We start from the raw sequence: 22,302 nt of genomic DNA, 5'->3' as shown, positions 1-22,302 counted from the left end.
TTCATGCCAGCCTTCTCCGCTTGGCCGGCTGCGCTCGCCAGACCAGCTCCGCCGGCCAAGCTACCCGTGGCGGAGCGGCCCACCGTGCACTAACTTTACCCTTGGACCACCTCGTGGGGGCCGATCACTTCTGGTACTGTCATAGGCGACCGCCTGCTCTGGGCAGATGCTGTCTTCTTCCGACATCCAGAAGCGTTGGACGCCGCGTCGCGCTCCATACAGGCCATGATCGCTTGGCATGTCTACGGCAAACTTGGTCTCGCCGAACGGCTCCTGACGACGTGAGAGGCCGCCGACCAGTGCAACTCCCTAGGCGGCGTCCACGTGGCTGCCGTGGCCTGCTTACGCCGCGACGGCCTCTGGCAGGGAGGCTAGCTGCTCTCCTTGCACCTGAAGGACTTCTATTTCTAGGCCCCAGCGCCAACCCACTTGAACCCGCAATGGCACGTTTTCAGGCCGCACGGTCGTCCATACGGGCGCAATCCACACGCCCGGCTTCGTGCTCGACGAATTTCTGCTCGCGCCGGAGGACGCCTTCTTCATCCACCTCGATTGGGTCTTCCGCAGCCTGCCCGAGCGACGGGAGAAGCTGGCGAGCTACGAGCGCCAGCGCGCGGGGCGGGCGAGCATTTCGAGCAGTTCCACACGCCCAAGCTGCACGATCCGGGGGACCGGAGCCTGACGTCGTTCACGACGGCCGAGTTCCGACGGCTTGTCCACGCACTCGTTCATCGACCGGGCGCGTGATGCAAGCCACGCAGGGGCTAGGGGCACGGAGCGGAACGGTAACCGGGGTGTTCCTCACTGTGGTCTTAGCGCAATGTGGCGCCAGGATCGTCGCCTCGTTGCGGTTTTCCCGTGAGAATGCCTCTTCAATGAGCAGATCGCTCAACTCTGCCCATTGACTGAACCCTCGGGATTCATACAGTCAGGGTATGGGGTTAACTGCATAGCCGCATTTCGTCAGGTCGGGAACGATGTTCAGCAACCATCAGCGCCTCTCTAGCCCAGAAGTTCAGGAGCTCCGCCGCGAGGCCGGTCGTCTTCTGAAGTCTCTGCGCGAGGCGCGGGGCCTTTCGCAGCGCGACTTGTGCGCGCTCGTGGGCGGTGGCGTCTACACTTTTATCTCTCAGCTGGAGACCGGCCGGGGCCGGATCCCGCCAGACAAGTTCCGGGTCTGGGCGGAGGCTTTGGGTATCGAAGCACGGGACTTCGTCAGGATGATTCTGCCCTATTACGATCCTGAGACAGCAGCGATTTTATTCGATCCTGAGGCTCAGCCGGCCCAGGGCGCGGCGGTTGAAAAAGCGGCCGTGAAGCCGGGGCTTCGTCTCGTATCCCCCTGATTGCTGCCGGGCCGCTCGTCCGCTTCAGTCAGGGACTGGCTCGAGGCGCATCCGGGCATCACTGTCGTCAGCCGGGACGGGGCAGGCCCCTACGCCGAAGCCGCCCTCAGCGGCGCCCCCCGCTGCCATTCAGGTCGCCGACCGCTGGCACCCTTCTGGTCAACGTCTCCGAAGCCCTCCGTTCCGTCGTTGTGCGCCACCAGACACAGATCCAGCAGGCGGCCGGACTTCGCGGTCTTCTTCCGGTAGCATACCAGCCGTGCCCGCTCCCACGCCATCTCTCTCGCAACCGAGCGAGAACCGCCCTAGGCGCTTCGACGATGTCCTGCGTATCCATGCGGAGGGTCTGCCGATCCTGCAGATCACGCACCGGACCGGGCTGGCCCGCAACACGGTGCGCAGCTACCTGCGGGCCGGCACGTTCGTCCCGTATCGCCGAGCGCTGGGACTGCTTCTGCTCGACCAGCATCGCAGCTTTGCCTAAGCCCGTTAGCAGGAGGGGCTCCGCAGCGGTGCCGCCTTGCACCGGGAACTGCGGGCGCGGGGCTTCGGTGGCGGTGTCGATATCGTTCGACGTTGGATCGCTTAATGTCGAGAGACCGCACCGGATCGCTTTCGATTGCGGCACGGTCGTGCCGGCTTCGACCTCCTGCAGCAGCGGGGGCTTCATGTTGCATGATTAACAGCTAGGAGCCGGTGCAACTCTACCCATCAGCCCCCAATCGCCCGTCAGCACCGGAAGTGCGGATGAACCAATATTCAACGCTGTTTGACAACCGCAGAGCCGGAAACTGGCCAAGAAGGCTTCCCCATTCAACCCTGAGGCTGGGTTCATTGACCACGCCCTGGATTAAGCTTGGGGTCCAGCACTTAGGTTGGATCAGCTAATGCTGCAGGCTCGACCGAGACTTGCTACAGGTCGAGGTTGGGGTTCCTCGTTAATAGCATAATCCTTGGTACCAAATTGCCCCTCATATCTGAGGCGCGGGTGATGCTCACTGCATCTTGGGCTTGTCGTTTGAACCTTCATCCGCCTGCTCAAGCGGGGTGACTGCCCGTACCTGTGTCAACAGGGTGATCGAGCTCTGCGCTGCGAGATCTGCAGACATGACGAAGGTGAGCTTGGCGCCTCCGATCAAGGTCAGGACCAAAGTGGGCAGGTTGGTCGCCGCGTCGACCTGCCCCTCGACCGAGGCCACCGGCAATTGGCCGGAAGAGATCGGAGTGCCCTCCGGCAGGCTTTTGCCGATGCTGCAGATGAAGCTCGACATCAGAAGCGAGCCAGCGAGTTCAGATGCGCCGGCCGTGTCGATATCGACATTCGTCGTGTGACCACCGAGCGTGAAGTTCAAACGTGGGACGACGTTCTTGCTGATATCGACATAAATTCCAAGTTGATCGGTTGGATTAGCCATTGCTGGGTCCTTTTTCTGTCTGCGCGCCCTGAGCGGCGGCTGTCTAATCTTGGGATGGAATAGCGCTCAGCCCGAAGCGCTCGTTCCCGTTTCGGGGAGTACGCTTGTCTTGCCCTCTGGAGCCGCGCGTCAATGACATAATGGTGCTCACAGGAGGGATGATGGCACCGCTTGTGTGACCCGCCCCTCAGCCTTGCCGTGAAGGGTATAGTGAACCCAGGGCTCGAGCCCTCCGGCCATCACGTCAGGGTAGCGGGCGAGATAAGCGATCGCGTCGAAACCAGGCCCGGGCGACCGCCCCTCAAAACTGCCGTGCTCCAGGAAATGCGCGAGGGGATCCATCCCAGCGGAGGCCACGTCGAGGTTGCGAGCCCGGTACCAAGTCGCATCGAAGAGACGGGCGGCTAGAATGGCCTCGCGTCGCTTGCGCTGCCGGGCAGCGGCTGCGCGGCGTTCCCACCAGGTTTTCGGCTGAGGAGGTTTGGGCAGGGAAACGATCGGTCCTGATGCGGGCTCGGGAGCCCGTGACGCAGCGGACGGCGCCAGCGAACCGGACGGGCCCGTAAAATGGTCAGCCTCGCTTAGGATCGCGGCGGAGAGTGCGTCCCGTGCGGCGAAGAGAGTTCGGCGACGCGCCGCGGCCTGCGTGAACTGCTCGCGCAAGTCGCTCTCATCGAGGGAAGTCGAGGCGTGCGTCATCAAAGCTCCCGAAGGCGATCCGCGATCGCTGCGCCATAGGTGGCCCAGGTGTCGATCGCACGGGTGAGAACCTGACGGTTCAGGACGTCGCGCAGATCCGCATTCACAATCATCTGCTCGAGCGCGGCCGTCACCTCGGACACGCTTGCCATGTTGACGGTCAGGCAGCCCCCCGTCTCGGCGAGTTCCGCCATAACCCCGCCTTCATGACACAGACACGGGCGCCCCATCCACAGGCTCTCCATGATGGGCAAGCCGAAGCCTTCGGCGAGTGAGGGATACACCGTGAAGCTGGCGCGCGCGTAGAGGGCCGCGATCGCCTCGTCGGTCAGGATGCCGTGCCAGACCAGGCGATCGTCCGCCCGTTGGGCCAGACGCACCCAATCCGCCAGGCCCTCGGCTCCCCCATAGCTGTTGCCCACGAGGTTGAGCCTAACCGACAGGTCCGGCCGACGCCGGCGCAGGGTCTGGAATGCCTCAATGAGGAGCCGGTGGTTCTTGCGCGGCTCGATCGTCGAGACACACAGGATCTCGACCGTCTCCGAGGGCTCAGGCGCCGTTCGCACGCGAGGATGGTCACCGAACTGGGCGGGCAGCCAGATGGTTTCGCGCCGCTCCGGGAGGACTTCGCCCGCCTCGCGATGCCAGCGCTCGCATTCGCTGAGGCTGAAGCCCGAGATCGCGTAGAAGGCATCGGCCGCGCGCAGTGCCGCGAGATAAGCCGGAAATGCCGCGGCGACGGCCCCGTCGACGTAACGGGCCTCATAGACCGGCAACATGTCGTAGAACAGAAACGCCGCCCGGTAGCCTTGCGCGCGCGCCCAGGCCACGCGCGCTGGGCCCGTTCCGTCGAGGATGACCTCTGGCAGGAACAGGACGGGATCGCGCGTGCTGTGAGGATCGCCCGCACCAGTCAGCCGTGACAGCGGTGCGGGATCGCCGAACGTGTCGGCGGTCAGCCCAATCCAGTCACGAGGCCCAGCATTGCTCGACAGGAACGGATAATTGTACCCCGACAGACGATCGTAACGGCTTTCCTGTTCGTTCCAGCGTACGAACAGAAGGTCGAACTCCACGTATTCCGCAAGCTGAGCCGCGAGTCGACGCGTCACCCGGATCACGCCGGAATTGGCCGGATCGCGGGCCGAGTTCGAGACGTCCATTAGGACGAGGCGGCGGCCGACTTCCCGTTCGGGCTGCTGGGGAGCATGCAGCGGCTTCAGGATGGCGTGGGTCCACTGCGCGAGCGTCGCGGCCCAGGTGAACCGTTCGCGAAACTGCTCGAAGCGTTGCAACGCGGTGACCGTCTCGGGGACGCCGTCGGTGAGAAGCGAGACGGCTTTGCGCACCATCTCGGCCTGGGACTGGCACAGGAACCACGGGTCGGCGATCACCTCGGGATGAGCACCAATGGAAAAGGCCAAGACAGGCCGGTCCAACCACTGCATCTCAGCGATGGGAAGGTTGAATCCTTCCCATAGTGAGAGACTCAGGCCCAGCGCGCACCGTTCCATCACGGCCTGCAAGCCCGGGTCGCTTATGGTCGGAAGTAAGGTGACGACGTCGCTGAGATCGTTCGGCACGGAGAAGGTGTCGGGCCCGACCAGCAGCAGGAGGTGCGCGTCGAGGCCCGCGGCCCGCACGTCGCGCAGGACCTCAAAAGCTGCCGGCGCGTTCTTGTAGCCCGTGGGCTCCGCACGGCCCAGCGCCAGGATCAGCTGGGCTCCCGCGGCCCAGTGCGCGTCGAGCTTGGCCAAAAGCTTGGCCTCGCTCTCAGCCTGTTGGCTGTCCCTCGCTTCAGCTGGGGACCGGGCCATGTGATCGCCCCCGAGGAGGACGGTCCGCACGCCGTGTCCACCGCCCCGATCGGGCTCCGTCTGGCTTTCGCGAATGAAGCGGCTGATCGGCAGGATGGTGTCGATCGCCGGGAGTGTGCCCTGGCGCAGTCGCCGCAATTCCTGCTGCACCGGCAGGGCCTCGTCCGGGATACCATCGTGGGGCACCGCGCCTGCATCGATGAAGTGGCTGGCGACCCCGGCGGCGCTCGCCCGCGCGGCGATTCCAAAGAACGGCCAGCCGCCCGTGACGATCGTGTCGACGGGCGCCTCGATCCAGGACGCGAGGAGTTGCTGCGCGACATGGGCGTCAGCACCGGCAACATCGAGTCCTTCGGGAAGCGGGATCTCAAGGATGTTGTCACTGATCCGCTCAAGCACCGCCCGGTCGCAGCGGCAGCACGCGAAGGATACCTCGACGCCATTTGCAACGAGGTGCTCGGCTAAGAGCACGAGGATGCGGTCCACGCCAAAACGCGCGAGGAATCGCTCGTTGGCAATAAGGACGCGGGGCTTTGCAATCAGACGAGCATTCGGGCTCACGTAAGTGCTCGCACCGGCAGATGGAAACTGGCGCGGGGGGCGATCGCATTCAGAAAACGAGCTGTGCTCGTTCCGGCACACGACAGGCCCGGTTGATTTCCAGGCATGTCCTGCAGGGCGGCAATCTGGCCGACGGCTTCGAGGAGCGAGGCATAGACACCGACCACACTCCCGGCTTTGGTCGCGTCTGCGAGAGGTGAGTCTTGCGGGGCAAGGACCGGGATTCCCGCGCGTAAAGCTCGCGTCACAAGCGGCAATTCTGCCGTGCCCGTCTCTCCCCATAGCCACAGAAGCTGAGCCTGACGCCAAACTGACGAACCCGCCCAGGCGTGCCAGACAAAACGCACGCGTCTGTCCATGTCCTCCGCCAAGTGGAACCGACCCAACATCATCTGGAGCTTGCGCGCAAAAGCCGGGGATGGTGCCCGCCCCGCGCACACGACCACGATGTCGTCCGCTTCGGGTGCTGCGGCAGGAAGCGTCTCGTAGAGGATCTTGAGGCGGTCCAGCGTATGGGCTTCGTCGAAACGGACGCGGCGCTGCGCGTTGTGGGTCCCGAAGCGTTGGACGAGGTCCGGATATTGGATGAACCGGCGCATCGCGTCAGCAAGATCCGTGGCATTGCCGGGCTCGACCAGAAAGCCCGACTGGTCCTCATCGACGAGCTCGCGATTGCCGCCGATCCGGGTGGCGATCTGAGCGGTTCCCGAGGCGATCGCCTCAAGGAGGGTGACTGGCTCGTTCTCCGGCCAATGCGAGGCCAGCACGACGACGTGGGTGCGGGCAAGGCAGGCAAGCGCCTCAGCATGCGGCAGCCGGCCGGCAAACTGTACACTCGTTCCAAACCGGCCCGCGGCGATGTCCTGTGTCAGACCGTCCGCGAGATGGCCGTGCCCGGCGATCGTCAGTTGCCACAGCCCATCAAGGGCGGGATCCTGGGCCAGCGCCTCGGCCGCGTTCAGCAGCGTTGCAATGCCCTTGTGCTCACCGAGATAGCTGAAACAAGTGAACCGGATCGGCGGGATCGCGGGCTTCGTCTCGACAGCGATCGATGTAGTCGGGATGCCATTCGAAAGATGCTTCACCGGCCGGGATACGACCTGCGCGCTCGCGAAGGCCTCGGCAAGGTAGGCGCTCGGGCTTAGCAGCTGATCGGCTTGAGACAGGCACCAGGCCACGTAATCGCGCCGCATGCGGATCGGCAGGATCTCGCCCTCGGCTGCACTTATCGCGGGCAAACAGACCGCGCATTCTTCACTGTCGGTGCAGAGCTGGCCATCATTGCGCAACAGCGTATTCTTGAAGCAGAAGCCGCCATGGTCGTGAAGCGTGACGATGACTCGGGCGCCGAACGCCTTCGCGGCGGGGATCAGGTTATAGCCAAGACCCGCAACGTTGTGGAAGTGTACGAGATCAGCTTGATGCGTGGCGAGCACCGACAGGAAGCGCTTCTCCTCCTCGGGTCGGTAAAAATTCTCAGAGGGGTGAAGCGAGGTCAAAGCCAAGCGATAGATCGGGAAGTCATTCCCCGACTCCAGCGTCAGGGATCCGGGCTCCCGTCCCTCCTCGGCATAACCGCCCGCGAACACCGCAACCGTATGCCCCTCGGCGGCCAACGCAGTGGCCTGGCGATGGGCCACGATCTCGGCACCACCCATGACAACGGGTGGAAACAGGTTGCTGACGACAACGATCCGGCTCACCGAGCATCCTCACACACTGACTGGAGGCTCCTTAAAGGATGGGTGGCTCAGCGCAAAATAGTGAGGTCCGGTCCACAATGGTGAAGGCAGCGGATAGAGGTTCTCGCGCTCTGGCGTATCTCGGCCGCGCCGGTACGTGGGGTTGGGTCGAGGTAGGCCAGCCCGAGGCCGCCCCAGATCTCGCCGGACGTTTCGGTCACGGCATGCTCGATGATCTGGCCTGGAATGAAGTCGCAGTCGACGAAGTGCAGGTGGGGATTGGCGGACCAGTCGACGGCAAGGATCCCCTGTCGCGTGTCCGGGTTGCCGGAATCATGCATGAGGATCACAAGCGGCTCGGCCGGCTGGTAGGCAAGAACCAATTCGAGGTCGCGTTTGACGCCAGAGGTTGAGTGATCTGCGTCGATTAGAACAAAGTTAAGGGGGATACCGCGCGCCTGAAAATCCGCGAGCGCCTCTGGAATTAAGGTCTGGGACGGTCCTATCCGCAGATCGACATTGTCGGGGACGGGGAATCGGCCGCGAACCTCCGGGTCGATATCGATCGCAATGATCTGACCGGCATATTGATGGGTGAGACTGAGACTGCCGCCGTGATAGACGCCCACCTCGAGCGCGCCCTTTGGACGGACCCGCGACAGGACACCTGTCAGCCCGATGCGCTCCCATTGCATCATTTGCCAATGGTCACCGAGCACGCCCGGAAACATGAGATCATCGAACATTGCGAACCTCTGGCAAAAACGCCCCTGTGACCCGGCCGTCCCTGCTCGCGCGACAGCGGCATTCCTCACGGACTGGCATGAGGCGCCTTCCCGTTCGCCGCAGAGGTCTATAAGCCACTTCGCATCTGGAACATGAGACGCGGCGCCTCTCTAACAGGGCTCCGCTGTTGAGGCGAGACCAAACGTGGCAACTCGAGTTCGACGATACCGCCGCGCCTCCGGCGAGGTGATCTTAAGGAAGGACCGTGCTCCGATCTCCGTTCCAAGTTGGACCGCGCGTCGGGTTCTGCCTGCGATGGTCACCTACGCCCAAAACTTCGAAGACGTGTTGCTCCGCCGCGCCCTCCCCGAGATCACGCGCGGCTTCTACATCGATATCGGAGCCTTTCATCCCGTAATCGACAACGTCAGCTACTGGTTTTACTCGCAAGGTTGGACCGGGATCAACGTCGAGCCCAACCCGCGGTTTCAGGCACTGCTGCGCGAGCAGCGCCCACACGACGTGAACCTCCAAGCCGCCGTCGGCGGGCAATCCGGCACCTTGCGGCTGCATCTCTTCGACGGACTTTCGACGACCGTCGGTGACATCGCAGAGCAGCACACGGCAAGTGGGCAGCAGGCCGAGGGGATGATCGACGTCGACGCCTTGAGCCTCCACGACTTGTTCGAGCAGCATACGGATGGGCGCACGATCGATTTTCTGAAAATCGACGTCGAGGGCGCGGAAGGTCCGATCCTGGAGGCCTACCCGTTCACGACAGTGCGTCCCCGCATCCTGGTGATCGAAGCGACCGAGCCCGACAGCATCACGCTATCGTCCAATGCGTGGGAAGACGGCCTTTTGGGGAAGGGCTATCAGTTCTGCTACTTCGATGGGCTCAATCGCTATTACGTTCGCGACGAAGATGCGTGGCGCAAGGGACTGTTTGATGCCCCACCAAACGTCTTCGATCACTTCCTAATCCCTCACACGGATCGCCGCGTCGACTACGTCGCATCGGCTCGCGCAACGCTGGATCAGATTCCCGAGGGCGGGATTCGGGGATTGGTAGCAGAACGGGACCGTCTGCGTGTCGAAAGGGATGCCTGGGCGAGGGAATGCGCGTTACGCGTCGATGAACGTGACCGGCTCGCGCAACAATTGACAGCCGAGCGGGACCTTTTCGCCCTGGAGTTGGCCGGGCTCATGCAAGAGCAGACGACCCTGATGCAGGCAGAAACAGCCGAGTCCGCGGCTTTGCGCATCGCGGAGCGGGACCTGTTCGCCCTGGAGTTGGCCGGGCTCATGCAAGAGCAGACGACTCTAATGCAAGCAAAAGAGGCCGCACTTGCTGCCCAGACAAACCTCGCCGAGCAGCGCGGCGCTCGGATCGCCACTTTGGAGGCTGAAGAACGCTGGCTGGCTGCAGCACGCGATATTTCGCTCGTCAAAGCCGCGCGACTGCAGATCAAGGTTGATGCCCTCACGATCTCGGCAACGTAGCTTCAGGACGGCAGGAGGCTGCGCACCCACCCCTCATGAGGCGCCTGAGTGAGCGGTCGCATCCAGAGATGTGAGCAGCCGATCCCTGTCGGCACGAGCCACTTCCGAGAAGTCATAGGCGGGGTCAGCTGATAAACGCTCCGTCGACATCTCGTCGAGGACCGCGCGCGCCCTGGCCTCCTCACCATGATCGATCAGCAGCTGGGCATGGGTCACCTTCAGCGCTTCCCGCAAGGAGAGCCGCCCCCGGGCTATCGCGGACAGCAGCAGCCGCTCCTTCTCCGCAAGCGGCATCGCCTGTAAATCGACCCGCGCTTCTTCCTCGGAGATCGGCGCCTTGCAAAGATAGAATGCCGACGATCCATAGATCGTATCAATATAATCAAATTTTTCAGCAAAGTATTCCATCGTTATGGTAATCCAATACTCGATGGAGTGCACTTGGTCCTGCTGAATGACAACACTCTTTCCCGGAATAAGATTGGGGAACATTTTTCGGACAATCCAGGCGTTAAGATCCCACGATTTAGCGGCGTCAATCATCAAAATCTCGATCGGCTTAGCGCCCCAGCTCATCCGCAAGAGATCGCCTGGACAGGGAACCAGCATATCGAGGCGGTCGCGGTTGATCTTGAGAAAGTCGGAAAACCAACTGCCAGCGTGAACTGTCGATGACGCTTGAGACCACCAATCGTAATCCTCGGCGAGAAACAGATCATAGGCATATATCCGCTGCGCTTTTTCGGCCTGCGATACATGCGTGTTTTGAGCAACGGCCTCCGCCATAGTTCGCGTCGTCAGACCATAGAGGCAGCCAAGATCGACGATCTCTCCTTCCCCGGTCCAGTGATCCCGCGCCAGAGCATAGAGGAGCGCCAGTTCCAAACTCGACAACATACTCTTGACGGTAAGCTCACCGTCTGCCGTTGGCACGGAGTAGGTCTGATGGGCCGTTTCAACGAATGGAACGTCACTCAGGGGATTCCAGAAAGGAACGTAACGCCTCCAGAACTGTGAGTCCGTCAGATCAATCGCCATATTGCCTTTCAGCCGTCCCGTGGCTGGACGGGCTCTCATTGGGGGCGTGTTCGCTTCCCTGTAGCAAACGGGCGTACGTGTCTACCACTGGCCAGCGCGATGATCCGAATGATGGGTCCATGCAGTTCGGGCCAACCGCACTCACGTCCTTCTGCTTTGCCCCTGATTAAGGTTGGCCCCGGGCAGGCCTCTGATGGGAGATCCTCGTCGGCTCTAACAAGGTGCGCCAGGGTGCAGATGTGGCGGACGCGACGCATGAGGTGCTGGGCCACCGTATGGACCGACGTGGCAGGGTCCGCGGCCGAGTTCGTCTCAACCCATTAGACCGGGATGAGGTGCGTCGAGAAGGCCGACGATCTGAACGATTGATCCGCCACCGATGTCCCAAGACACGGGGCGGATACTTGCGTTGTCAATTAGCGTAGGGTCGTAAAGCTGCAACATGTTCTCGACAATCTTCATCTGCATATTGGGCGTATGCGCAATGAAGCTATCAATGATTTTCAACTGGTCGTCATCGAGGATGCCGGTCTTTCCTGACAGGCTCAGCGAAATCGTCTGCGACGCGGTATTCGCATTACTGAACAGCACCGTGGCTGACTGTAGCGCCGTTGTGTGATCGACGATCGCAGTCGAGTCCGTCTTACCCGGCAGAACAGATGTAACCATGGACACACCAAGCGCCGTGACCGGTGTTGCCTCCGTCGGGTTGAGGGAATTCGGCGCTGGTACAGTTCCACCGCCTGTGCCGACCGGCGGCAAGCCCATGGCGTCTGTGCTCGCCGCGACGAGCGTTTTGTTCACCGATGTTTCGGAGGATGTGAGCCCCTCCGTCGGAACCGCTCCTTTCGAGATGGGCTGAGCTGCCGGATCTGTCGTGCTGTGGTTCCCGGTATGAGCAAGAGAAACCTCAGCATTGCCAGAGGCATCCGCCTGGCCTGCAGCCGTTTTGTTCGTCAAACTCGTGGGAGGGAGGCTTTGGGCCGCACCTGCCGATCCCACGGACACGTTCGGCTTTGTTGGTTCGGCGACCTGCATCGAGGCTGGTTCGGTCGTCAGGCTGGTTGTGAGGGCGCCGACGGCCGGGCCTGTCAGATCAACCTTGTCGAGGACGAGGTCATGAGTTGTCGATCCACCCTTGACAAGATCTGCCGGATGATCGCCGGCGTTCTGGCTTATGAGGGAATGTAGAAATTTTGAGATGTTCTGGCTCGTCAAGCTCGTATCATCGCGGAAGATCTCAGACAGTTTCTTGCCTGCCAGAAAGTCTGATCCCGGTGAGACAAGGCTGAATTTGCTCGACGTTGCATCCACGAGGAGAACGGACGTCGTGGCCGAGGAAGCCGTCGACTTCGTGCTCACATCGACATGAGTCGGTGTGGTCTGCATTTCTGTAGCCGATGCCGCCGCCGGAGCGATCACGGCAGCACTGGAATTCGTTGTGGCACGAGCGACACTTGGTAGGCCGCCACTTGAGCTGGCGGCATGACTTTGCGTCAGCCCTTCACTGCTCGCTAATGGCGTCCCAGCACCCTCCAGGCTTGAGCCGGCTGTCGGGGTGCCCGCTGGCGTGGATGCGTTCGCGCTTGGCAGCTCACTGGGCTTAGCGCTCGGAACATCGGGCCCACGGGACGGGACGGGTTGAGCATGACCGGAGCTTGGCGCAAGCATGATATGCGCCATCTGCTCCCCGCCGGCGGCCGGCAGATCTCGTGGTGATGGCCCGAAATTGGCCAAGTCGAGGGTGAAAGCGATGATGGTCCCATTCGGCGCGGTCAGCGAAATCCCGTTCCCCTGCTGCGAGGCGGGTAGAGCAGAAAACAGGCTTCCAGGCTCAGTTTGAGAACTCGCGGCGGCGTCCAACGCCACTTCGGATCTTGACTTGGCGGCTGCCTCTCGCGCTACGGTTTGCTGTTCTGACGTTGTCAGGCGGGGCCCCACCGCGTGCACGCTCGTCGAGCTGCTCAGCCCCCCATCCCAAGGACTCAGCCCACCCGAGCTCGGCGACGTCGTGGCAAGGCCATCATGGGTCAGCAACGACGCCATACACGCCACAACAAGGCTGACGGTCGTTGCGAGCTCGCGTGATTCGTTGGTTCGGCTCCGGGTTGTCGGATCGGTCTCTGACACATGTGTGCCCAGGTGGATAAATGGGATGTCGGCGCTATCGGACGAGGCAGCAGCGTCTGACGCTCCATGAGGCATGCCAATGCCATCTTGCATTTCGCCGGCGACTGCTTCGCCCATCGAGGAGAATAAACACGTTGTTGCCACGATCGCGGCCAGGAGCGCCGCGGGGTGCATCAGAACCTGCGCGCCCTGCTTCGCTCCGCCCGATCCTGCTGCGTTTCGGTAAATCGGCAGGACGCTCGGGTTCTGTGCCACGAGCTCGGCCAGAAGCGCCCGAAAGTCAGGTCCGACGAGAGGCTCGCCCAGCATGTCGCTGACAATGACGTAGGCACCATCGACGCGCGCAAAGTGCAGGAAGACGTCCCCTTCCTCCCGGCAAAACACGAGCCAAGGGTCGCCCTCATCGCTCAGCCCGCGCTCGATTGCCAGTCGCAGCCCAGCCTGCAGTGAGGCCGCCTCGACGCGATAAAACTCAGCCAGTTCCTGCTGAGACCAATCCCCACTCGTCGAGGGAGCGGGGCGAAAAAACGAGAGGACCGTGGCGCTCACATTCCGCTTCCCACCTGGCCGCACGCGACGGAACTGACCCTCATCACTGTCCGATCCTCAGGCAAGGCCCGTTCCCAAGCAATCATTTCACCATCCTGGCGACCGAGAGAACCGGCGTCCGCGGACACTTTTTCTACGCCGCAACTGATGGGTTAAGCGGGAGGAGCCACACGTATGGGCCAAAGCTGGTTTCAGTTTGTGACCCGGCGCTTCCTGATAAGGTAGGCCTCGTAATATACTGCGGCGAAGAACATGATTTGGTCAAGGCGGATCGGGTCGGTGCGCCGACGCCACGTCATGCTGTGCCTTTCATGCTGCTGCGCCGGGCGAGCGTAGCCGAGCTAGACGCCCCGTCCGCCGGAGTATAGTCCGCACTGCATCTCCCAGAAGTGATACAGGGGCGCCCTGAGTTACCAGCCTCTTTTTCCGCCTCCGGCATCAGCGATGCGATCACCGCCCATTCCGCATTCGTCAGATTGGTTTCGTATCGCAGGTTCGCACGGTTATGCTGCCTACGGGTGGTCGGGGTCCACATGGCACAATCCAGATCAGGCTTCAGCACCTTTCTGGAATCACCGCCATCCCAACCACTCAACCCCCGCCGAGCATTATCGGACGGGCTCTCACAGTCGTAGCTGTCGCCGACGGATGGCCCGGCACCGGCCTCGGCGACAGCTACGGCAATGCTCTGGCCGAGACGATCAACGGGCTGTTCAAAGCCGAAGTGATCCATCGGCGTGGACCATGGCGGTCGTTCGAGGCCGTCGAGTTCGCCACCCTCGAATGGGTCGACTGGTTCAACACCCGTCGTCTGCTCGAACCGATCGGGAATATCCCTCCCGCCGAGGCCGAAGCGCGCTACTATGCCCACGCCGAGGTGCAAACCTTGGCAGCCTGAATCAAACCAAATGGCCTCCGGGAAACCCGGTGCGGTTCACTTCCCGGCGTGCCCAAGTGGGTCGTCGGGGACCGCGGCTACACCAGCCACGCCTTCCGCGAGCACTCTGGGACATGGGCGCACGGCCTGCGACCCCGCCCCAGCGCCACGAGGCGCCCGTCGCCTGCCCGGACTGGATCTCCAACACCCCCAACCAAGTCGAGCGCCTCTGGCCCAGGCTCAAGGAATGGCGCGCCATCGCCACTCGTTACGAGAAGATCGCCGTCAGCTTCATGGACGTCCTCTCCCTCGCGACCGCCTTCGATTGGCTCAAGCGATGACACGCCCTAATAAGCGTCGCTATGCGCCGCGGATCCTTGTAGACCCCGGCTTCCTCGTAAAGGAGCTCCCCGCTATATAAACTCCCTGCCTACCGATCTGGATTGCGGCATGCACCTGAGCGATGATGCGGGAACGAATGGCGGCGATCGGCGCAGTATGAACCTCGGCCTTCTCTTCTTCACGCTGTTCGGGCTGATCATACCCGTGGTCGGGATCGTTTGGATCTTGCGCTCGAAGGACCGCTGAGGGGATTGTCGCAAACTCGGCGTCGGGCTACAGAAGAGTGCCTATAGTCGCACTTCATGTTTTGTTCGCGACGGGCAGTCCAAAGCAGTAGGCGGGCAGGTGGTTCTGCTCGCGCACCGTCCGTGCGCCGGCAAAGGCGAAGCCCTTGCGCAGCCAGAGCATGGCCTCGCAGCCTTGGATCGTACGCCGCGCCATGTTGAACGTGTGGAAGCCGCCCACCCGCGGTGGCCTGCCCCCATTTGGTGGCCCATGTTCGAAGTTAGTGCATCGTCGGTTGCGTGACGATGGCAGGGCGAGCGGATGGCACTGAGCGGCTCGGTTCTGTTGGCCAAATGACAACCTCTGGCGCAGGTGGCTGGTAGCCGAGCGAGGAGTGCGGCCGGAGGGTGTTGTCGTGCCTACGTCATTGCTCGATCACGACGCTGGCTTCCTTGAGAGTCCGTCCGATAAGTCATGAGGCGCGTCCCAGCCGTCGAACGAGGATCATGACGGCAGCGGCGTAGAGGAAGGCCTGGGCCGAGGCGAGGGTCGCTTCCGGGTCCTTCCAGAGGCGTCGGTTGCGGCTGATCCATCCGAAGAAGCGTTCCACCACCCATCGGCGTGGATGCACGGCGAAGCCGACCTGATCCTTGGGTTTGCGCACGATGTCGACGGTGATGATCGTTGCAGTCGCGGGCCTGTCGCCCGCATAGCCTGCATCGGCGAAGGCCTTGGCGATGAACGGGAAGGTCCGCCGCGACAGGCGCAGCACCGGTCCGGCCCCATCGCGATCCTGTACGTCGGCGGCCTGCGGATCGAGCACGAGAGCGCGTCCGTCCGTGTCGACCAGGGCCTGACGCTTGCGGCCCTTGATCTTCTTTCCGGCGTCGTAGCCCCGCGGGCCACCGCTCTCGGTGGTCTTCACGCTCTGGCTATCGAGCACCGCGGCGGTGGGTGAGGCGCTTCGATCGACGCGCTCGCGGTCCGCCATGACGAGCGTGTGGTTGATCCGGCCGAACAGCCCGTCGTCGCGCCAGCGCGCGAAGTAGCTGTACTTCGTGATGCGTGGAGGCAGGTCCTTCGGGATCAGCCGCCACGCGATGCCGCCGTGCAGCACGTAGAAGATGGCGTTCAGGACCTCCCGCGTCGTCCAGACTGGCGGGCGGCCACATGGCGCCGGCTCCGGCATCAGAGGTGCGATCACCGCCCACTCGGCATCTGTCAGGTCGGTTTCATAGCGCAGGCCCGCACGGCTATGCTGCCGGCGAGTGGTCGGGGTCCACATGGCAGATCCAGGTCAGGTTTCAGCACCCTCTTGGAATCACTGCCATCCCGGCCACTCAACCCTGCCTCAGCCCCTTATCGGACAGATGGGGTGATTGGGGTCACGCCGCGGTTCCGCTGAAGGCGGCTGCTCCTATCGAGATGTGAGATCGTGGTCGATGTCGGATCGCCACAGCATCAGGAAGGAGCAGCCATGACGTACTTTGCCGGACTCGACGTCTCCCTGGAAGAGACCACAATCTGCGTGGTCGATGAGACGGGACGGCTCACCAAGGAGTTGCGAACCGCCAGCGAGCCGAAGCCGCTCGTAGCCGCCCTGACGGGGCTCGGCCTTCCGCTGGAGCGCATCGGCCTGGAGGCGTGCTCGCTGACAGCGTGGCTGCACAACGAGCTTCGGGCAGCGGGTCTACCGGCGGTCTGCATCGAGACGCGGCTCGCCAACGCGGCCATGAAGACGATGCCCAACAAGACCGACCGCAACGATGCCCGCGCGCTTGCCCAGATCACGCGCACGGGCTGGTACCGGCAGGTTCACGTCAAGTCGCCCCAGTCCCGGCTCTGGCGTTCGCTGCTGGTGGCGCGGCGCACCGTGCTCAACGAGATGCGAGCCATCGAGAACGTGGTGCGGGCGATCCTGCGCGAGGGCGGGATCAAGCTCGGCACCCCGGCCCGTGCCGCCTTTGCCGGGCGGGTGCGCGAGATGGCGGCCGACGATCCCCTGATCCTGCCGCTCGTCACGCCCCTGCTGGCGATCCTGGCCACGGTGCTGGAGCAGCTCGATCGGCTGACCCGGCAGGTCCTCACCATCGTGCGCGGCGAGGCGGTCTGCCGGCGGCTGATGAGTGTGCCAGGCGTCGGCCCGATCACCGCGCTGGCCTTCCGCGCCACCATCGATGAGCCGGAGCGGTTCCGACAGTCCCGGAACGTCGGGGCGCATCTCGGCCTGACACCGTCTCGCTACCAGTCGGGCGAGACCGACATCCAGGGCAAGGTCAGCCGCTGCGGCGACGAACTGGCCCGTACAGCGCTCTACGAGGCGGCCCATTCCCTGCTGACGCCCTCGCGCAAATGGTCGAGCCTGCGCGCCTGGGGGATGCAGGTCGCCAGACACCGTGGCATGGCGCGGGCCCGCGTGGCGGTTGCGCGCAAGCTCGCCGTCATCCTCCATCGGATGTGGAGCGACGGGACCGAGTTCCGCTTCGGCAAGGAGCCGGCAGCGGCCGTCGCAGCCGCCTGATCGAGACACGCCTGCTGAAGCGAACTGGACGACGGCAGGCCAGACTTCACCCGCGAGGGTGACCCGGATCGTTCCCGTGGGGACGATGGGTGAGGCGATCTCGTTGAGAGTCCCGAACCGGTTCGCGTCAGCAGACCAGGTCGTGAAACAGATTGAGACGCCTCGTTCTCCTAACCCCATCATGCGGCGGCCTCGCGCCGACCGCGAAGAGAAGCGCGTGACCCGCGAGAGCGATACAGCCGGAACCCGAAAACGTCGATCAGGAGAAGCTTGCCTCACGAACCCCAATCAGAGAGGGCTCTCAGACTACTGCATCAGCAGCACTATCAGAATTACGGTTTTACGACAATGTATATTTGTGGCTCAACGGTATTAAAGAATATAAGTCTATGTGCCTCCGAGGGTCGTAAATCTACAAATACGACTTTACGTTTTCTTGACGGTTCTATCAGTCATCACTGGTCTTCATGGTCATAAGGGATCGGGACGAGGTGCAACCGGTCTCATCCCCGGTTTGAGCCGGCGCAGAACCAAGCCCTCCGGGTACGGTCGCCGACTGTCCAAGTGACCATTCATGCATGGCATCCCCTATCATCGATAAACTGACCCCTGAGCGCACCGCTGCGAGAGCAGCGCTATCGTCTCGAATGTCTGAATGCCAGAAATACGATTATGCGTGTTTGCAGTGATGCAGAAATGTGGCCTTCGTACCACGTTCGTCGTAATCCGGGTAAAGGTTGTTAACCAACCGTTGCCACCGTCGTGTTTGTGTGAAATCGTGGACCTACAGAACCGGTTTTGCAGAAAATCGTAAATCTAAAGAAGCGTAAATCTAGAAAGGCGGCTCTATGATCATCGGGGTTCTCAACCAGAAAGGCGGGGTCGGCAAGACAACCGTGGCGACCAACCTCGCTGCCGTCTGCGCCAAAGCCGGCAACCGCGTGCTGCTTGTCGATGCCGATCCGCAGGGCAGCTCGATGGCCTGGTCATCCGCCCGGGAAGGCGAGCCGCTGTTCCCGGTGATTAGCATGGCGAAACCGACCCTGCACAAGGATCTGCCCGATCTGGCGTCGGACTATGATGTGGTGATCATCGACGGTGCGCCGCGAGTCAACGACCTCGGCCGCGCGGCCATCCTAGCCAGCGATATCGTGCTGATCCCAGTCCAGCCCTCGCCGTATGACGTGTGGGCCTCGGCTGACACAGTGCAGCTGATCAAGGAGGCCCAGCAATACAAAGAAAATCTGAAAGCCGTTTTTGTGATTAATCGTAGAATCGTAAATACGGCAATTGGACGGGATGTGGTTAGTGCGTTGCAACAGTTCGGCTTTCCGGTCCTGACCGCAGGCTTCAGTCAGCGCGTGATCTACGCTGAAAGCGCGATGCAGGGCTTGTCCGTGATCGAAGCCGATCCCAAAAGCGAAGCCGCCATGGAGGTTGCGCAGCTGGCGGCCGAACTCATTCAGACCAAGCCAAAAACCAAAAAAGAAAGGAAGGCCGCATGACCAAGGGGGGAAAATCGGTGTCGTTCAAGGTACCCACGTCCAAGCTCGCTACTGGCGCCGATGCCTGGATCGCCAATCGAGGCGCTGAGCCGGCGAGCGATCGAGAGGGGGGCAACGTGACGGCGTTGAAAGCCGTCGAGGCCGCGCCGCTACCGGCTCCAGCGCCTGCTGCTGCGCCCAAGGAGAAGATGTCCCGCTTCACGATCGACGTGCCGGAAAGCTTGCACCGTCGGGTCAAGATGCAGTGTGCCGGTCGCGGTACCAAAATGGCCGACATGATGCGCGAGCTGCTGGAGCGCGAATTTCCTGAAGCGTAATTCAGCAAAAACAGAAATGCAATTTTACGATTTTACGGAATACCGCTTTTGAGCACCCCCGTTCGCCTTGATCTGATGTCCCTGGAGGCCTTCGGTATTCTGGGGTTGCACGAGAAAAACGCCTACCTGCAGGACTTGGCCGACACGTTCTGCACGCGGACTAGCCGCCCGACAATGGAGTTGACCAAGGAAGCCCTGAGCCGCCTCCGGCGCTTTTACAGCCGTCGCAGCCTGGCTGATCTCAAGGTCGCGCCCGAGCCGGTCACTGATCTGGATATTGCCCTCAAGGCTCTCGGAGAGGCGGTGAAGCTGAACGAGCGTCAGCCCGACATCGTCGGCGCGCTGACTGCCGAGCTGCCGGCGCCGGTGTTACGCGCGGCCCCTGAGGACGACTCGCAGATGTCGTTCTTTGTGCCAAGCATCTACGACGCCCCGCTGAAAGACGACGTCAATCTGATGGATGTCGCGCCGTTTTCCCTCGGCAAGGCCAAGCGGGGAGGGGAGATCCGCTACGAACTCAAGGACTGCATCATTACGATCGACGGCAGCGCCTCGGCCGGCCTCGCCACGGTGTTCGACTACGACATCTTCCTGCACATGGTGACCAGCCTGGCCGAGGAAGCCCGACGCTACCGCCTGGAACAGGAGAAGGGGCTGCGCACCGATGTGCCGGCGCGCGTGTATCGCCCCAGCACCTCGCACATCCTGAAATTCTGCCGGCGCAGCTCCGGTGGCAAGCAGTACAAGGACCTGGAAGCAGCGCTAGACCGCCTGCAGGGCACCCGTATCAAGATCGTCAACCTGACCGGCGGCAGCCGCCGCGAGGTCGTCACGATGCCGCTGATCCAGACGTTCAAGGTGATCAGCAAGACGACCACCGGCAACATCGACATGGTGGAGATCGGCATCCCGGACTGGGTCTATAACGGTGTAGTGCGCGAGAAGGGCAACCCGCAGATCCTAACCCTGAACCCGGAGTATTTCCTGATCACGCAGGGCATCGGCCGTTTCATCTACCGGCTAGCCCGCCGCGCTGCCGGCAAGAGCGGCGCCGCCCGCTACGGCCTGAAAGAACTGCACAAGCGCAGCGGCTCCACCCAGGGCTTGCCACAGTTCAGTTTCCAGGTCCGACAGTTCGTCGCCAGCACGCGCATGTTCCCGTTCCCGGATTATGATCTGGAACTGGCACCGGGCCGCCGCGAAGAGGTGCTGGTTATGCGCGAGCGCAAACCGGAAGAGGCTGACGTCCCCTTGGGCAGCGGGGCTGGGAAGCCTGAGTTGCCACTGGCGTGAACTCGTTTTTGTCGGCCGTTTTTGTCAAAACCGTACTTCGCCAATGGGCCTGCCAAGGCACGATTTCTACGGCTACGTCTGTGGATAACTTTTGTCACGGGCGTACATCACCAATTCAAAACCGTACATCACCAACCAAATCCCGTACATCGCCAATGACAAGCCGTACATCACCAATCCGGAGGCCGTACATCGCCAATTTTCACAGCACCTAAGTCATTGATATTGAGCTAAATTCTTTGTCAGCGCAGCATGCTGAAAAACCTTAAAACTTATTAAAACCTGTGATACTATCCAAAACAGCCACGCTTGCGGGTAAATGAGCGCTTGCAGACTTGCTTGATCTGGCGCAGGCGATCTGATTCGTTTTTGTCAAAAACAGCGCAGCATGGCCATGCTGAAGGAAGTAACCCCTTTTCGCCTTTGGCAAAAACCTGCTATCCCACCCAAAATCGAAGCTGCCACCAACGATCATTTCAATGATTGAGTCCGCCCAGAGAACGGACAAGTTTAGCTGCCGAAAATGTGCGTGATCTGACTGGTTCTGCGACGCTGGGAAACGTTTTTGGCGACAGAACCGACTGAGCGAGACAAATGGCCTGAAACAGGCGCAACAGCCTTCCTGAGAAGCCTTGTCCTCGCGGAAAGCGCAGTGGATCTGGTCGGGCGCAACGCGACCGGGAAGAGTATATCGGAAGGGAAGAGGTATCCTTTGGATGAAATTGCCCTGCCGCGCGCCGCACCAATCAGAGGATCTCCGGTGCCGCGTGTTGCCGGATCGCGAAGGGATCGAGCTGCGGGGTCAGCAGCTGGACGATGCGCCGTGCGCGGGTTCGTCGAAGGGGCATAATCTCCGGGAGGGGGGCGTTGCCCGTGGTGTGCAGGACCGCTCCGACAATCCTGCATCATCTCCATGGTGGTAAACGTAAACCCGACACGAGCCGGCCTTGAGCATCTCTTGAATCAGGGGCTTGTGGTTCGGAGGCCACTGGAGCGCATTCAGGAGGCAGGGCACACCGAGCACCGATACGCCGAAGAATGCGAATTCCCGCTGCCACACGGTCCAAATCTGACGCTGGGCTCCTGCGCTGGTCTGAGACAGTGGGTTGTGATCTGCAAGGGTCGTAGCTGTGTCGCGAAGGAAGGCCGCGATGGCCTCGCGCTCCGCGATCTGCAGCGCTATTGCGATCGAGGCAGCGAGCTGGCGCTATGTGACCGGCACCCTGTTCCACCTCCGCACGCGTCATTCGGGTCCGCATGCGTAGCCTGGACGCACTCGACGGCCAAGGTGCGATGTTCGGCCTTCTCGCTATGTCAGCGCCGGCAATTCGTCGCCTGAACGTTATGGAACCGCCTGATACTGGTTTGAAGCACGGTAGGCAGGCCAGTTTGCAGCAGTCGCGGCCTCGAAACAGGGTGTCAGTGTTCCTCCAGCCCATCTGACGATGCTCGCAAACGCATAGACGGCGCAGCTCGGTGCAGACCCGTCTGAGGTTGGGTTCGCAACGCAGGGCACCGCGCGGATCTGCTCGGAGCTACCAGGCAAGGTCGTGTACTGGATCGGCTACGCTGTGTCCCGAGTCACTAGGATCTCGTTGCACGCCGTACTGCAGATCAGGGCCGCCCACCGTAATTACCCACCCCCTTGCGCGGGTCGGGTTTCGCTGATTCCCTCGTGGGATGGGCCGAAGCGATCTTGAGCGGCTGAGCCGCGAGGAGCTGATCGAGCTGGTGCTGCGGATGCAGCGCCCGGAAA

The 22,302-nt window shown here is 62.1% G+C and carries 17 protein-coding genes and 5 pseudogenes; 11 read left to right on the top strand and 11 right to left on the bottom strand.

What is annotated here, in order from left to right; all coding sequences use genetic code 11:
- Positions 1 to 499 precede the first annotated feature (499 nt).
- The 3 genes from FV229_RS16370 (at position 500) to FV229_RS16360 (ending at position 1,830) form a co-directional block, all read left to right on the top strand.
- Positions 500 to 682, top strand: a complete 183-nt coding sequence (locus FV229_RS16370; RefSeq protein ID WP_147752985.1) for a hypothetical protein — start codon at positions 500 to 502, stop codon at positions 680 to 682.
- Positions 683 to 977: 295 nt separating this feature from the next.
- Entirely contained in the window at positions 978 to 1,346 is a 369-nt protein-coding gene (locus FV229_RS16365; RefSeq protein ID WP_147752984.1) for a helix-turn-helix transcriptional regulator, read from the top strand.
- A 259-nt stretch (positions 1,347 to 1,605) separates the two neighbouring features.
- The gene (locus tag FV229_RS16360) at positions 1,606 to 1,830 is read left to right on the top strand and encodes a hypothetical protein (RefSeq protein WP_147752983.1); all 225 of its coding nucleotides are present in this window, start codon (positions 1,606 to 1,608) and stop codon (positions 1,828 to 1,830) included.
- A gap of 511 nt (positions 1,831 to 2,341) precedes the next feature.
- Here the strand turns inward: FV229_RS16360 and FV229_RS16355 are convergent.
- From FV229_RS16355 to FV229_RS16335, 5 genes are all read right to left on the bottom strand, one after another.
- Positions 2,342 to 2,761, bottom strand: coding sequence for a hypothetical protein (locus tag FV229_RS16355; RefSeq protein ID WP_147752982.1), 420 nt, complete (start codon positions 2,759 to 2,761; stop codon positions 2,342 to 2,344).
- A 147-nt stretch (positions 2,762 to 2,908) separates the two neighbouring features.
- Entirely contained in the window at positions 2,909 to 3,460 is a 552-nt protein-coding gene (locus FV229_RS16350) for a hypothetical protein (RefSeq protein ID WP_147752981.1), read from the bottom strand.
- Complete coding sequence (locus FV229_RS16345; RefSeq protein WP_187275171.1) at positions 3,460 to 5,838, bottom strand: glycosyltransferase; 2,379 nt, start codon at positions 5,836 to 5,838, stop codon at positions 3,460 to 3,462. Before FV229_RS16345 ends, FV229_RS16350 begins: the two co-directional genes overlap by 1 nt.
- On the bottom strand, positions 5,835 to 7,541 hold the full coding sequence (locus FV229_RS16340; protein ID WP_147752979.1) for a glycosyltransferase: 1,707 nt from the start codon (positions 7,539 to 7,541) through the stop codon (positions 5,835 to 5,837). The genes FV229_RS16345 and FV229_RS16340 overlap by 4 nt, the downstream gene beginning before the upstream one ends.
- A 47-nt stretch (positions 7,542 to 7,588) precedes the next feature.
- Entirely contained in the window at positions 7,589 to 8,266 is a 678-nt protein-coding gene (locus tag FV229_RS16335; RefSeq protein ID WP_147752978.1) for a class I SAM-dependent methyltransferase, read from the bottom strand.
- A 295-nt stretch (positions 8,267 to 8,561) separates the two neighbouring features.
- Here FV229_RS16335 and FV229_RS16330 point away from each other — a divergent pair, with 295 nt between their 5' ends.
- Positions 8,562 to 9,749: an FkbM family methyltransferase gene (locus FV229_RS16330; RefSeq protein ID WP_147752977.1), complete on the top strand. Its 1,188-nt coding sequence runs from the start codon at positions 8,562 to 8,564 to the stop codon at positions 9,747 to 9,749.
- Positions 9,750 to 9,782: 33 nt separating this feature from the next.
- On the opposite strand, the gene FV229_RS16325 is transcribed toward FV229_RS16330, so the two are convergent.
- The 3 genes and pseudogenes from FV229_RS16325 to FV229_RS16315 all read right to left on the bottom strand — a co-directional run.
- Complete coding sequence (locus FV229_RS16325; RefSeq protein WP_147752976.1) at positions 9,783 to 10,787, bottom strand: hypothetical protein; 1,005 nt, start codon at positions 10,785 to 10,787, stop codon at positions 9,783 to 9,785.
- Between the two features lie 312 nt (positions 10,788 to 11,099).
- A complete protein-coding gene (locus FV229_RS16320; protein WP_147752975.1) occupies positions 11,100 to 13,466 on the bottom strand; it encodes a hypothetical protein in 2,367 nt (788 codons plus the stop codon).
- Between the two features lie 433 nt (positions 13,467 to 13,899).
- Positions 13,900 to 14,001, bottom strand: a pseudogene (locus FV229_RS16315) (IS5/IS1182 family transposase); the annotation flags it as partial.
- A 129-nt stretch (positions 14,002 to 14,130) separates the two neighbouring features.
- Between FV229_RS16315 and FV229_RS16310 the strand changes: the two are divergent.
- The 3 genes and pseudogenes from FV229_RS16310 to FV229_RS27460 form a co-directional block, all read left to right on the top strand.
- Positions 14,131 to 14,364: pseudogene (locus FV229_RS16310) on the top strand (integrase core domain-containing protein); the annotation flags it as partial.
- A 39-nt stretch (positions 14,365 to 14,403) separates the two neighbouring features.
- Positions 14,404 to 14,684, top strand: a pseudogene (locus FV229_RS16305) (transposase); the annotation flags it as partial.
- A 109-nt stretch (positions 14,685 to 14,793) separates the two neighbouring features.
- Complete coding sequence (locus tag FV229_RS27460) at positions 14,794 to 14,931, top strand: hypothetical protein (protein WP_187275170.1); 138 nt, start codon at positions 14,794 to 14,796, stop codon at positions 14,929 to 14,931.
- Between the two features lie 54 nt (positions 14,932 to 14,985).
- On the opposite strand, the pseudogene FV229_RS16300 reads toward FV229_RS27460, so the two are convergent.
- From FV229_RS16300 to FV229_RS16290, 3 genes and pseudogenes are all read right to left on the bottom strand, one after another.
- A pseudogene (locus FV229_RS16300) lies at positions 14,986 to 15,156 on the bottom strand (IS6 family transposase); the annotation flags it as partial.
- Positions 15,157 to 15,190: 34 nt separating this feature from the next.
- Positions 15,191 to 15,370: pseudogene (locus FV229_RS16295) on the bottom strand (integrase core domain-containing protein); the annotation flags it as partial.
- A gap of 12 nt (positions 15,371 to 15,382) precedes the next feature.
- A complete protein-coding gene (locus FV229_RS16290) occupies positions 15,383 to 16,195 on the bottom strand; it encodes an IS5 family transposase (protein ID WP_147752974.1) in 813 nt (270 codons plus the stop codon).
- Between the two features lie 192 nt (positions 16,196 to 16,387).
- Here FV229_RS16290 and FV229_RS16285 point away from each other — a divergent pair, with 192 nt between their 5' ends.
- The 4 genes from FV229_RS16285 to FV229_RS16270 all read left to right on the top strand — a co-directional run bounded on the left by FV229_RS16285 (position 16,388) and on the right by FV229_RS16270 (position 20,546).
- Complete coding sequence (locus tag FV229_RS16285; RefSeq protein WP_147752986.1) at positions 16,388 to 17,431, top strand: IS110 family transposase; 1,044 nt, start codon at positions 16,388 to 16,390, stop codon at positions 17,429 to 17,431.
- An 848-nt stretch (positions 17,432 to 18,279) separates the two neighbouring features.
- Positions 18,280 to 18,936, top strand: coding sequence for a ParA family partition ATPase (gene parA / locus FV229_RS16280; protein ID WP_147752973.1), 657 nt, complete (start codon positions 18,280 to 18,282; stop codon positions 18,934 to 18,936).
- Positions 18,933 to 19,253: a hypothetical protein gene (locus FV229_RS16275; RefSeq protein WP_147752972.1), complete on the top strand. Its 321-nt coding sequence runs from the start codon at positions 18,933 to 18,935 to the stop codon at positions 19,251 to 19,253. The genes parA and FV229_RS16275 overlap by 4 nt, the downstream gene beginning before the upstream one ends.
- 48 nt (positions 19,254 to 19,301) lie before the next feature.
- On the top strand, positions 19,302 to 20,546 hold the full coding sequence (locus tag FV229_RS16270; RefSeq protein ID WP_147752971.1) for a replication initiator protein A: 1,245 nt from the start codon (positions 19,302 to 19,304) through the stop codon (positions 20,544 to 20,546).
- The last annotated feature ends 1,756 nt before the right edge of the window (positions 20,547 to 22,302 follow it).

The organism is Methylobacterium sp. WL120, assembly GCF_008039465.1.
Lineage (GTDB): Bacteria > Pseudomonadota > Alphaproteobacteria > Rhizobiales > Beijerinckiaceae > Methylobacterium > Methylobacterium cerastii.
The sequence above is the reverse complement of the archived record's forward strand: the minus strand, read 5'-3'. Positions and strand labels throughout refer to the sequence as shown.